At 51.2% G+C, this 12,313-nt stretch carries 11 protein-coding genes; 7 read left to right on the top strand and 4 right to left on the bottom strand.

Annotated features, from left to right (window positions below; all coding sequences use genetic code 11):
• The 4 genes from ACYVAD_RS08815 to ACYVAD_RS08800 form a co-directional block, all read right to left on the bottom strand.
• A complete protein-coding gene (locus ACYVAD_RS08815; RefSeq protein ID WP_461139130.1) occupies window positions 1-1,398 on the bottom strand; it encodes a Gfo/Idh/MocA family protein in 1,398 nt (465 codons plus the stop codon).
• A 189-nt stretch (window positions 1,399-1,587) separates the two neighbouring features.
• On the bottom strand, window positions 1,588-2,601 hold the full coding sequence (locus ACYVAD_RS08810) for a hypothetical protein (RefSeq protein WP_461139129.1): 1,014 nt from the start codon (window positions 2,599-2,601) through the stop codon (window positions 1,588-1,590).
• Window positions 2,586-3,005: a hypothetical protein gene (locus ACYVAD_RS08805; RefSeq protein ID WP_461139128.1), complete on the bottom strand. Its 420-nt coding sequence runs from the start codon at window positions 3,003-3,005 to the stop codon at window positions 2,586-2,588. The genes ACYVAD_RS08810 and ACYVAD_RS08805 overlap by 16 nt, the downstream gene beginning before the upstream one ends.
• 58 nt (window positions 3,006-3,063) lie before the next feature.
• The gene (locus ACYVAD_RS08800; RefSeq protein WP_461139127.1) at window positions 3,064-3,480 is read right to left on the bottom strand and encodes a hypothetical protein; all 417 of its coding nucleotides are present in this window, start codon (window positions 3,478-3,480) and stop codon (window positions 3,064-3,066) included.
• Between the two features lie 283 nt (window positions 3,481-3,763).
• On the opposite strand from ACYVAD_RS08800, the gene ACYVAD_RS08795 reads away from it, so the two are divergent.
• The 7 genes from ACYVAD_RS08795 (at window position 3,764) to ACYVAD_RS08765 (ending at window position 12,195) form a co-directional block, all read left to right on the top strand.
• Window positions 3,764-4,867: an aldose epimerase family protein gene (locus tag ACYVAD_RS08795; RefSeq protein ID WP_461139126.1), complete on the top strand. Its 1,104-nt coding sequence runs from the start codon at window positions 3,764-3,766 to the stop codon at window positions 4,865-4,867.
• A 14-nt stretch (window positions 4,868-4,881) separates the two neighbouring features.
• Window positions 4,882-6,108: a mannonate dehydratase gene (gene uxuA, locus ACYVAD_RS08790; protein ID WP_461139125.1), complete on the top strand. Its 1,227-nt coding sequence runs from the start codon at window positions 4,882-4,884 to the stop codon at window positions 6,106-6,108.
• Window positions 6,109-6,301: 193 nt separating this feature from the next.
• Window positions 6,302-6,802: a hypothetical protein gene (locus tag ACYVAD_RS08785; RefSeq protein ID WP_461139124.1), complete on the top strand. Its 501-nt coding sequence runs from the start codon at window positions 6,302-6,304 to the stop codon at window positions 6,800-6,802.
• A gap of 116 nt (window positions 6,803-6,918) precedes the next feature.
• Window positions 6,919-8,337, top strand: a complete 1,419-nt coding sequence (locus ACYVAD_RS08780) for a Gfo/Idh/MocA family oxidoreductase (protein WP_461139123.1) — start codon at window positions 6,919-6,921, stop codon at window positions 8,335-8,337.
• Between the two features lie 284 nt (window positions 8,338-8,621).
• Window positions 8,622-10,040, top strand: a complete 1,419-nt coding sequence (locus ACYVAD_RS08775; RefSeq protein ID WP_461139122.1) for a putative oxidoreductase C-terminal domain-containing protein — start codon at window positions 8,622-8,624, stop codon at window positions 10,038-10,040.
• A gap of 144 nt (window positions 10,041-10,184) precedes the next feature.
• On the top strand, window positions 10,185-11,345 hold the full coding sequence (locus tag ACYVAD_RS08770) for a Gfo/Idh/MocA family protein (protein ID WP_461139121.1): 1,161 nt from the start codon (window positions 10,185-10,187) through the stop codon (window positions 11,343-11,345).
• A gap of 7 nt (window positions 11,346-11,352) precedes the next feature.
• Complete coding sequence (locus tag ACYVAD_RS08765) at window positions 11,353-12,195, top strand: ThuA domain-containing protein (RefSeq protein WP_461139120.1); 843 nt, start codon at window positions 11,353-11,355, stop codon at window positions 12,193-12,195.
• The last annotated feature ends 118 nt before the right edge of the window (window positions 12,196-12,313 follow it).

The following is a 12,313-nucleotide window of genomic DNA, read 5'->3' as shown; positions in this document are numbered from 1 at the left end:
TTACACCGTATTCGGGTCGGGGTGCTGCCAGGGCTGGCGGTAGGGTCGTTTCAATAATTTGGTTGCTTCCGGATCGCCCACAACTTCCCGTTTCTTTGGATCGTACACAACCGGACGTCCTATCTCCATCGATAGGTTTGCCAACAGGCAGCTTGCCGTCGAAATATGGCCTTCCTCAATGTCGGCGACGGGCCGTCCGTTGGTTTCAATAGCTTTCAAGAAATCACGCATGTGCAGGCGCGTAGCCGGGGCCGCGTTCAGCTCAATTCGCTCTTCGGTTACGTCTTCGGGGTACTTTTCCTTTTCGTAAACGACGTCCTTGTGAATCTTTTCCCCTTTCGTCGGGCCGTCTTTGCCTTCCGGGATGAAGTCGTAACTCATCGTGCTGGCCCAGAGCGTTCCTTTATCGCCGTACAGCGTGAACGACCAGGGATAGTCCGGATTATTGGGCGTACCCCAGGTGCGGTGCTGCCAGACACAGTTCAGATTATCGTACTCGAACAAAGCCGACTGCGTATCGGTAATGTTGGATTTACCGTCTTTCTGTACGTAAATACCACCCGTCGAGCTGATGCGGTTTGGCCAGCCTAGTTTTAGCATCCAGCGCACGGTATCAAACATGTGGATGCACATATCGCCCATAATGCCATTGCCGTATTCCTTGAACGTCCGCCACCAGCGAATGTGGGGCAGACCGTCGTACGGGCGCAGGGGCGCAGGACCGGTCCACATTTCGTAATCCAGAAAAGCAGGTACGGGTTCGACAGGTGGATTGCCGTTGTTGCGCATGTGGTAATAACAGCACATTTCCACGTGCTTGATGTTACCCAGCAGTCCGGCATCCACGATGGTTTTCTTAGCATCAATGAGGTGCGGAGTACTTTTACGCTGCGTCCCGACCTGCACGACCCGCTTGTATTTCCGGGCCGCAGCGACCATGGCTTCACCTTCCATGACGTCCACGCTGATGGGTTTTTGTACGTACACATTAGCACCGGATTTCATGGCTTCGATGGCCTGGAGTGCGTGCCAGTGATCAGGCGTGCCCACCAGCACGATGTCCAGTTTATTTTCGGCCAGCAGCTTCCGGTAGTCGCCGTATAGCTTGGGCGTCTTGCCTGATTTCTGACGCTGACTGACGAGCTTAGCCGCCCCATCCAGCTGATTTTTGTCCACATCGCAGAGCGCAATAACCTCCACGGGAGCCACCTGAATCAAGCGAAACAGATCACTTTTGCCGTACCAGCCGGTACCAATCAGCGCCACTCGCAGGGGAGCCATCGTGGTGTCCTGAGCCAGCAGATTGGCCGCCATAGCGTTACCCTCCAGCGCCGAGAGAGCAAGTGCGGCTGAAGTACCCTGTAAAAAATGACGGCGGTTAAGCGGGAAATCCTTCATCAGACAATCAGATTGCGATAGTTTCCCAGTAAAGGCTGATATGATCGTTTCTTACTTAACTCTACGGGGCAAAGCGTCTGTTTACCGATGCGATGAGCTAAACGCTTGGTACGCTGATTTGGTCAATACTCAACGTTGAACGAGTTGTCTTTCATTTTAAGACCTCGATCATATACGGCATCCGAACTATCAATAATCTGTAACTTCTTTTAACCAGTTTTCAAATGAGTATTTCTTCCTGACCGTATCATTAATAAAATAAGGCTGTTCTAAGAAATCATCAATTTCGTTTGCGCTGTTTTGAGTTAATACAAAGAAATTATTAGGATGATAAAAATCTTCATTTACTACACAAGTATTCGTCGTAATAACTTTCTTCCTTAGTTTAATTCCATCAAAAATCCGAAAAGAAAATCCTGAGTGGTGCACCATCTTTATATCTATAATTATCTCAGTATTCTGAATCAATTTGAGTTGTTCTTCGTAAGGAACAATAGCCCGTATGCAGTTGAAGTTATGCTTTACGTACTCAGGAAGTTGTTCCTCCTCAGCTTCGTTACACACCAAATCAAATCGTATCGGTGCAATTCGGCGACATAGCAATTGATGAAGCGACTGAATAAAGTCTAGGCGAAAGGGATTAAACGAGCTGATGTAATAAATTTTATTGGGATTATCTTTCTGATTCGCATTGAGCGATGGATAATCAAAATAAAAATTGGAAGCGTACGAAACAGCATGGTCTCTGAATGCGGCTAGCTCCGTCTTATCAAATATATAAAACCGATCAAATAAAGGAACAAAGGGTAAGACATGTTGGTTGTGCGTCAAGCCATCATAGAAGAAAGAGATAAACTTACGGCTTCTTCTCTTAGCCTCTCTCAGCAAATCTTCAGAAAAAACATCAGCTCTGAGTACTAAGCATATATCATAGTACGGTTGTGATTTAGCCAAAGACAACCTCTTTTCTTCTTTATAAATATCCTTTAATCGTTGCTTGCTAGCTTTTTCTTGTGTCAATAATTTCTTGAGAGCATGTTTTAGTCTAACTGGTAAATCGTTTAAAGTGGGGGTATAATGATTATTATGAATAACAGTCACTTCATAACCTAAATAGCAAAGATTTTTCTCAATTACTTTGTACAACTGATAATCCCACGGAGCAATAAGTAAGAATTTCTGGGGGACTAATTCCTCAGGCATGTATTGGCTGGTTGATTGGGCACAGATAGAGTGTCGATTGCGCGCATACCATCACTCGACTTGACGGCTTGTTCGAGAATATCTTTTCTTACGTTCTTCCAATAACAAGAAGGTCCATCAGGTATATCTTGTTCCAATCCCAGCGTTTCTTGATTCTTGTTGTACCAAAGAGCGTTTGCTCGGGCTTCAGAAGGCAGCGCATTATCATTGGTATATTTTACTTTGTAATCTCCGTTAGTTGGTAGCGAATTATAGTTTTTAAGTAGATAGGCAAGCGCCTGGTTCTGGCCTTCCACTCGGCTACTAAACGAGCCTAGATCGCGATATGAACTAAATAAACCCGGCTCTTTGCAACTAAACACAACTCCTATTGCTAGGACAAAAACAACCGAACGAGTTTTCATAGTAAAAAATGAATGTCGTAATAACTGAGCTTGTAACGAGTCCTCAACCGGCTAATACCTATCTCAGACACGTATTGGCAGGTTGGTAAGGCTTAGCTAACGAATCGATTGTCAGCATACCATTATTCGACTTAACAGCTTGCTCTAAAATATCTTTACTTACGTTCTCCCAATAGCAAGCAGGTCCATCGGGGGGACTGACTTCCATACTCAGAATATGCTGACGTTTATCGTACCAAAGAGCGTTTTCACGGGCTTCTGATGGCCGTGCGTTTTTATTAGCATACCTTACCTTGTAAATCTTGTTAGGTGATAGTAAAGGATAGTTATTAAGTATGTCTGCCAGCGCATAGTTCTGACCGTCGACTCGACTATTAAAGGAACCAAGCTCTTGATACGGAATTAGTACAGCTGGTTGTTTGCAACTAAAAACAGCTACGACTGCTAGAATAGAAATTAATGAACGAGTTTTCATCTAATTGAAGGTGAGTCTTTGCAGGATTTTAAATGCATCCAGCAGGACGTGGACGAATGTAGTATAGATGCGTAAAGATACATGATTTACATTTCATGCGTATTACTTGAATGGATATTCTAATAGTATCAGTCAAATGATCTATCCTATCTATCCCCCCTTCTCTGCCATCAGTAGTAATCAACGGGATTTATCTTACCGTATCGTCCATCTTTTTTTGTTCATGCCTGGTATCGTCAACATCCTCCGTCAGCTCTTATTTGTCAGTACTGTCCTCTTTTTTATGCTCGACTCACAACAGACACTCGCCCAGAAGGCGGGTATTGAACAGACCGTTTTTGGTAAATTTCCCGACGGACGTGAAGCCCAGTTATTTACGCTACGTAACGCGGCCGGAATGACGGTTCAGATCACCAATTATGGTGGCTATATCGTTTCCTGGACGGCTCCCGACCGACAAGGCAAGCAGGAAAACATTGTCCTAGGCGTCCCTGCTTTTGCCGATTACCTGGCTGGAACGCCCAACTTCGGCCCCATCGTCGGGCGCTTTGCAAACCGCATTGGCAAAGGAAAATTCACGCTGGATGGTACAACCTACACGCTGGCAACGAACAACAATACCAACCATATTCACGGTGGACCCCAAGGCTTCGATAAGAAACTCTGGGCCGCTACGCCCGTTGATGGCGCAGAACCCGCCGTCAAGCTCCATTACACCTCCCCTGACGGCGAGGAAGGCTACCCCGGCACGCTGTCGGTCGACGTTACGTACACCCTCCAGAAAGATAACGCCCTACGGATCGACTACCAGGCTACGACCGATAAACCCACCGTCGTGAACCTGACGAATCATGCCTATTTCAACCTGAGTGGCATGAAACAGGATATTCAGCAGCACGAGGTGATGATCAACGCCGATCACGTGTTGGCGACCGACAAAGGGCAGATTCCAACCGGCGAACGACTGGCCGTTAAAGGTACAGCCTTCGATTTTAATCAACCCACCGTCGTCGGGAAACACATCAACGACACGACCGGTCAGCAGCCGGCCAACGTGCAACTCCGCTACGCCAAAGGGTTTGACCACTGCTGGATTTTTCCGGATCAATCGAACAAGCTGAAACTGGGCGCTACGGTTTACGAGCCGACCAGCGGCCGCCTGCTGACGATGTACACCACCGAGCCAGCCGTTCAGTTCTACACGGGTAACAACCTGAAAGGCAACAAGACCGGCAAGGAAGGGGTCGCATTTACGAGCCGGTACGGGCTGTGTCTGGAAAGCCAGCACTTCCCCAATTCGCCGAATCACCCCGATTTCCCAACAACGACGCTCCGTCCCGGCGAGCGCTTCCAGTCAACAACCGTTTACAAACTATCTACTAAATAACGTCAACGATACCCATGGGTATGTTACAAACAATGCGATGGTTCGGGCCGAATGATCTGGTATCGCTGATGGACATTCGTCAGGCAGGCTGCACCGGCGTCGTCACGGCGCTACATCCGATTCCGGTTGGCGAGGTCTGGCCAGTCGACGCCATCCGGGAGCGCCAGCGACTGATCGAAGCCGATAATGATAAATTCGTACCGCTACACTGGGCGGTAGTCGAAAGCTTACCCGTACACGAAGCGATCAAAAAGGGGAATCCCAGCCGCGATACGTACATCGCCAACTACCAGCAATCGCTGCGCAACCTGGCGGCCTGTGGCATCCAGACGGTGTGTTACAACTTCATGCCGGTACTGGACTGGTCGCGGACCAACCTGAACTACGTCATGCCGGACGGCTCGCGGGCACTGCAGTTCGTCTGGAACGATTTCGCCATTTTCGATCTATTTATCCTGAAGCGACCAGAAGCCTCAACTGATTATAATCCGGAATTCACCGCCAGGGCAAACGAACAGTTTACGATGCTGTCGCCGGAGCGTGTTGCCGAGTTAAAAAACACGATCCTGCTTGGTTTGCCCGGCTCGGAAGAAAGCTTTACCCTTAATACGTTCCAGAGCTTACTTGACGAATACGCTCAGATTGGCGACACGGAGCTACGGAATAACCTGTACTACTTCATTCAGCAGGTTGCCCCGGTAGCGCAGGAGGTAGGTATTAATCTCTGCATCCACCCCGACGATCCGCCGATGCCACTGCTGGGGCTGCCCCGCGTGGTCAGCACCGAAGCCGATCTAGCCCAGCTCATGGCCGCCTGCGACGTACCGGCCAACGGCATTACGTTCTGTACCGGCTCGCTGGGTATCCGGCCTGATAATGACCTACCAGGAATGATCGAGCGCTTCGGCGAGCGAATTCATTTTCTCCACCTGCGCACGACCAAACGGGAAGGACCCAATAAAACCGTCTGGTATGACTCCTTTTACGAAGCCGACCACCTGGCGGGCGATGTCGACATGTATGCTGTTGTGAGAGCCATTGTTCTTGAACAACAGCGACGGATCGAAACAGGTGTTGGTAATCCATCGATTCCCATGCGTCCCGACCACGGCCACCAGATGCTCGACGATCTTCACAAAAAGACGTACCCCGGTTACTCGGCCATCGGACGGCTGCGCGGGCTGGCCGAAATTCGGGGACTGGAGCTGGGTATCATGCACGCTCTGGGGAATCAATCATAAACGTCGTTGAGAGTGGGTTATGGGCGAGCGCTTTTCGAGCTTTCGCCACTACTCTGCCAGTATCAACAGCTAACCGGAAAGACCGGCTAGCTGTTGATACCAGGATACAGCTTGACCATAAGACACGTCGTCTCCGTCTATTTCCTGTACTACAGACGAACCTATCAGCGAACGTTAAGACAATTCCCTATCTATGACTCCTCTCTCCACTAAATTCCTTACGGGTATCGCTTTCTCCGGTTTATCGTTACTATTCACGTCAACCAGTCATGCCCAGACGCTGGCCAAAAACGGGGCCTGGCTCGAAAAGCATTTTGCTAAACTGGTAACCGACAAAGACAATGCGCCTACGTTTACGTTCAAAGGGTGCCAGATGAACATGGCAGTTGCCGATAAGGATAAAGACGGCTCAGTCAATATGAACATGGGGTGGCTGTTGAAGGACGTTCGGAAAGTGAGCTACAAGAAAGAATCAAACGGACAGTACAAACTTCTGTTAGATGTTCCAGCCGACAAAGTAAGCATGGCAATGAACATAGGCGGTTTCTCCGGCTCGTTTAGCACAGACGATAAATATAAAGGCAAGGATAATACGACCTCGTTCGGGCTGGACACGACCGACGAATCGCTGGTGAAGCAGCTTAAGCAGAAGCTGGAAGAATCCGTGCAGCTCTGTCGCCGGGGAAAAGAATAACAGTAGTTTGGCTTTACTACGTGTTACGTCTCTCTCCTAAAAGTTCTATCTCATCCTCTGCTAGTAGACCGTGACCGTTTGTTTCTTTTAGGTATATCTCCTAAACGACACGGTATATGAAGCCGATCTCCGACCCAACAATCAACCGACGTGATTTCTTGAAAGCCAGCGCGCTGGCCACGACTGTCATCTGTGGATTTCCTACCATTGTACCCGCTTCGGTATTTGGTAAAAATGCCCCCAGCAACCGAATCAACGTGGGAGCCATTGGTACCGGCCGCATTTCGCGGGGCCATGATCTACCGGGCGTCTGGCAGTATGACAATGCACGCGTCATGGCTGTCTGCGATCTGGACAGTCTCCGGGCGGAGGACGCCAAGAAGCTTGTCAACGATTATTATACCAAAAAGACGGGAAAGGAGTACGACGGCGTTCGGGTGTACACGGACTACCGCGAGCTACTTAATAACAAGGACATCGACGCCGTTCTGGTCAGCACTCCCGACCACTGGCACGCGCCCATCGTCATCGACGCGGTTCGGGCGAAGAAGGACGTGTATATGCAAAAACCAGCGTCGCTGACCATTGCCGAAGGGCGGATGATGGCCGATGTCGTTAACCAGTCGAAACAGATTGTGCAAGTAGGCAGTCAGCAGCGGTCGTCGGAGCAGTTCCGCTACGCGGCCGAACTAGTGCGTAACGGCCGGATCGGACAGCTTAAAACAGTATACGTCGGCCTTCCCGGTGATCCCTCGGGCGATGAAGAAGCGCAGATGCCCGTCCCCAAAAACCTTAATTACGATATGTGGCTAGGCACCACGCCGGATGTTTACTACACCGAAAAGCGGGTTCATCCACAAGCGGGTTACGACCGGCCGGGCTGGCTCCGCTGCGAGCAGTTTGGCGCGGGGATGATTACGGGCTGGGGATCCCACCACATCGACTGCGCCCACTGGGCCATGAACACAGAACATACCGGCCCGGTCGAAATCTGGGGGAAAGCCGACTTTCCCAAGTCGGGGCTTTGGGATGTCCACGGTATTTTCCGGACAGAAGCGCTGTACGACAATGGCGTACACATGATTGTGAGCAACGAAATCCCGAACGGTATCAAGTTCGAAGGGACCAACGGCTGGATTTTCGTATCGCGGGGAGACGGGTCAGTTACGGCCAGCGATCCGGTGGCCAAGCAGCAGGCCGCCAAGAAACTGGACGCCAGCGACCCGAAATTACTCACGTCGGTCATTGGCCCGAACGAAGTTCACTTGACCGTCAGCAAGGAGCACCACGGCAACTGGCTGGAAAGCGTTGTGAGCCGCAAGCAGCCCATTGCTCCCGCCGAAATTGGGCACCGCTCCTGCTCAGCCTGCCTGCTACACCATGCCGCTATGAAGCTCAACCGGAAACTATACTGGGACCCAAAGAAGGAACAGTTCAAAAACGACCCCGAAGCCAATCAACTCTTGTCCCGCCCCCAACGCAAGGAATATGCCATTAAACTGGCCGCTAACCAAAAGAATGCAGTTGGGAAGTAGGCAATCTACGGCAGCGGTTGATCGTCACGGCCCTTGTCCTAAAGCTTAATCTTGTAAAGGTTTGCTCTGACCACCGGCACGGGCCGCCCCGCCTAGCCCCTCCTAAAACAGGAGGGGAACAAGCACCAGTGCCCCCCCCCCGGCCCCCTCCTATAAAATTAGGAGGGGGCCGGGGGGGGGCAGAGCAAAACCTCGACACGATTAGGTTATAGGCAGTCCACCGTCGCGAGAAGGCATAAGTTATGTAAACGCCCCCAGCCCGACACAACACTGAACCAACTTCCATGACACGTAATTTCTTTCTTCGTACTCCGTTCATGCTGCTCCCGTTCATAGCTGCGCTGGATACGTCGGCACAACAGACTACGCCCCAAAATGCTACGGTTCGGCTTGTTACGTTAGATCCTGGCCATTTTCACGCAGCTCTCGTGCAGAAAAGCATGTATCCCCAGGTTAGCCCGGTCGTGCAGGTATACGCGCCGGAGACTCCCGACGTAAAACTGCATTTAGCCCGAATTCAGTCGTATAACAAACGCGCCGATAAGCCGACAAGCTGGGACGAAAAGGTATACATCGGACCTGACTACCTCGAAAAAATGCTGGCTGACAAACGGTCGGGAGCGACGGCGGGCAACGTCGTTGTCATCGCGGGCAACAACCAGAAAAAGACTGAGTACATTCAAAAATCCATTGACGCCGGGTTTAACGTGCTAGCCGACAAACCGATGGTGATCGACGCGCGGGACTTCGACCAGCTCCGGACTACGTTTACAACGGCCGCCCAAAAGAACGTACTGCTCTACGACATCATGACCGAGCGATCGGAGATTACAACCCTGTTGCAGCGTGAACTCTCGATGATTCCCTCTGTGTTTGGGACGCTCGAAAAAGGCACGCCCGACAATCCGGCGGTGACGAAGGAAAGCGTCCACCATTTTTACAAGTACGTATCGGGCAGCGTTCTTCAGCGTCCGGGCTGGTTCATGGACGTAACACAGCAGGGCGAAGGTATCGTCGACGTAACGACGCACCTGGTTGACCTGGTACAGTGGGAATGTTTCCCCGAGCAGATCATCGATTACAAGAAAGATATTCGTCTGAACTCAGCCCGGCGGTGGACGACGGATATGACGCGCAGTCAGTTCAAAACCATCACCAACTTCCCCGACTTCCCGGATTATCTGAAACGGGAAGTCGTGAATGACTCACTCCTAAAAATCTACAGCAACGGCGAAATCAATTATCAACTGCGGGGCGTCAACGCGAAAGTATCAGTCATCTGGGCGTACAAAGCACCGGAAGGTGGTGGCGATACGCACTACTCCATCATACGCGGCACCAAAGCCAATCTGGTAATTCGTCAGGGGGCCGAACAAAAGTACACACCAGCCCTCTACATCGAGCCGATCACCACTAATGCCGCCTACGAAAGCAGTCTGACCGCAGCCGTCAATACGCTCCAGCAGCGCTATCCGGGCGTTTCGGTGAAGAAAAACGATAAAGGCTGGGAGGTAATTATTCCAGAGAAATACAACGTTGGCCACGAAGCCCACTTCAGTCAGGTTACCGAAAATTTCCTGAAGTACCTTCAGGCCGGTAAGCTCCCCGCCTGGGAAGTGCCGAACATGATCGCCAAATATTACACAACAACGCAAGCGCTGAAGCTGGCGAAAGAGAGTAAGACCGGGTCGCCGTTGCGATGAACGAGCGAAAGCAGCTCGCTAGGCCCCATCCTATACTCGTAAAAAGCTGCTCACACGAGCATGCTTGGTACGCGCTTGACGCCCCTCTTTACTCGCTCTTTCGCTCATTCATTCTTTCACTCTTTGATTCTTCTTTCACTCTCTATGCCCCTTCGACGTCAGTTTTTAAAAGATTCGGCGAAAATGGCCGCTGGTCTGGCCGTTTCGCCTACCCTTCCTACTCTTGTCCATCCGGGTGAGGCCCGGCCAGGCGAGGCACCGTTCTCAATCGTGTCCAGCGCTCCGTTAGCTAACCGCATTCGGTTTGCAGTTATTGGGATGAACCACGGGCATATTTACGGGCAGGTTGAAGCCGTTATCCGGGGCGGTGGCGAACTCGTATCTTTCTATGCGCAGGAACCTGACCTGACCGCCCCCTTCGCCAAGCGGTATCCCAACGCCAAACAGGCTCGCAGCGAAAAAGAGATTCTGGACGATACGTCCATTCAGTTGGTTCTCAGTTCGATCATTCCTGACGAACGAGCTCCACTGGGTATCCGGGTGATGAAAGCGGGTAAGGATTACATGTCTGACAAGCCCGGCATCACGACCCTGGATCAACTCGCCGAGGTTCGTCGCGTACAGAAGGCGACCAAGCGCATCTACTCGATCATGTACAGCGAGCGCTTCGAAAACAGAGCCACCGTGAAAGCGGGGGAACTGGTCAAGGCCGGCGCCATCGGTAACGTCATTCAGACCATCGGACTGGGCCCACACCGCATCACGCTCTCATCGCGCCCCGACTGGTTTTTCGACAAGAAACGGTTTGGTGGTATCATCTGCGACATTGGCTCGCATCAGTTCGACCAGTTCCTGTATTTCACCGGCTCGACCCAGGCCGACATTGTTGCCTCGCAGGTGGGCAATCTTCATTTCCCGCAACACCCGAAGTTTGAGGATTTTGGCGACGTGATGATGCGGGGTAATGGTGGCATGGGCTACATCCGCGTCGACTGGTTTACCCCCGACGGCCTGAAAAGCTGGGGCGATGGTCGCCTGACGATCCTGGGCACCGACGGTTACATCGAGATTCGGAAGAACATCGATCCCGGTGGCCGTGAAGGTGGTAATCACATGTTCATCACGGACAAGAAGGAAACGCGCTACATCGATTGCAGCAAAGAGAATCTGCCCTACGGCCAACTGCTCGTTGACGATGTGCTGAACCGAACCGAAACGGCCATGTCGCAGGAGCACTGTTTCCTGGCGACCGAACTGGCCCTGAAGGCACAGAAACAAGCCGAAACGATCAACCTCAAAAAGTAGCGAACGTATGATGAGCCGGTATCTGATCATTCTGCTGCCCCTGCTGCTAACCTGGAATTTAGTCATGGCAGAAAGTACGCCACCCAGGGACGGCATCAACTGGAAAAAAGTCCGCGTGCTGGTTTACACCAAAAACGGCAAAGGATACGTTCATGATAACATTCCGAACGCGGTTCAGTGCATCCGGAAGCTGGGTCAGGAACATGGCTTTTCCGTGGAAGTAGCCGATCAGCCCGGCGTTTTCGTTGAATCGAACTTACAGAACTACACGGCCATCATTTTCCCCAGTACCAACAACGACGTATTTGATACCGATGCCCAGCGTCTGGCGTTCCGGCGCTACATCGAAGCGGGGGGCGGCTTCGTGGGTATTCATTCGGTGGTGGGTACGGAACGCAACTGGACCTGGTTCAAGCGTATGATTGGCGGGACGTTCGCTTGGCATCCTCGTTTTCAAAAATTCCGGGTTCAGGTGATTGATACGAAACACCCGTCGACGCAGGGCATTCCGCCGACCTGGGAGCGAGAAGACGAGTTCTATTTCATCAAAGACATGTCGCCCGGCCCCACGGTGGTCATGGCCAGCGACCTGAATTCACTCAACGGTGAAGAACCCGAAAAGGTCCAGCAGTTTCGGGGTTCATTCGGGCAGTTGTATCCTTCGGTCTGGTACTACAATTTCGACGGGGGGCACACCTGGTGCACGACGCTCGGTCACGACAAACGGGACTACGAGAATCCGCAGTTCATCCAGCACATTTTTCAGGGGCTGCGTTATGTAGTGGGACAGGTCAGAAAAATCAACTTCGCCAACGCCTACGCCGACTCACACGATACGCCCATTCGGTAATGTATGACAAGGGATTTTAAGCTTTTATTCCTATTACACTGTCAAAGAATAGTATCTCATTCTCCTTTTTGTCATCCCGACCGAAGGAGAGATCTTTGGTAGTAGGCGTTTTTCCTGC

This window comes from Spirosoma pomorum, from assembly GCF_054776615.1.
Note: the sequence above shows the minus strand (reverse complement) of the source record. Positions and strands in the feature narration are given on the sequence as shown.